This is a genomic window from Rhodococcus sp. B10, assembly GCF_011770055.1.
Lineage (GTDB): Bacteria > Actinomycetota > Actinomycetes > Mycobacteriales > Mycobacteriaceae > Rhodococcoides > Rhodococcoides kyotonensis_B.
Map to the genome: position 1 here is coordinate 1 of NZ_JAAFYV010000101.1, position 440 is coordinate 440.

The following is a 440-nucleotide window of genomic DNA, read 5'->3' on the forward strand; positions in this document are numbered from 1 at the left end:
GTTCCGGGAAGTCCTGCGTCATCTGGCTGAAGGCGACGATGGCATCGTCAGCGCGGCCCAGGCCGGCAAGTGCCACGCCGCGCTGAAAGCGTGCCTGCGCGTTACGCGGTTGAGAAGCGACGTCCTTGTCCAGCTCGGCCAGTGCCTCGGTGTATTGCTTCTTGGCCAACGCATCGTCGATGCGTTTCTGGCGCGCGACCTGCGGCGCCTGCTGCGTGCTGGGCATCAAGTCGGCCGGCAAGGCAAAGCCGGCGGTCTGGGCGAAGGCCGGTGCCGCGGACATCGCAAGCAGGCTAGCCAGGGTTGCAGCGGTCTGACGCAGCAGTCTGTTCATGAGAATCGGTTCCGTTATACTCCGCCGCATTCTAACAAACCGTCTTTGTGCGCAGCAGCGGCCGTGCGCGCCAGGAAAGGTTCTTGACGGGGAGCATGCCGGGCAC

Annotated in this window: 1 protein-coding gene; it reads right to left on the reverse strand. The window is 64.8% G+C overall.

Going from position 1 to position 440, the window contains the following annotated elements:
* Positions 1 to 334 (reverse strand): hypothetical protein (locus RhoFasB10_RS25840; RefSeq protein WP_206031384.1); only part of this gene is annotated, 334 nt, incomplete at its 3' end.
* Between the last annotated feature and the right edge of the window lie 106 nt (positions 335 to 440).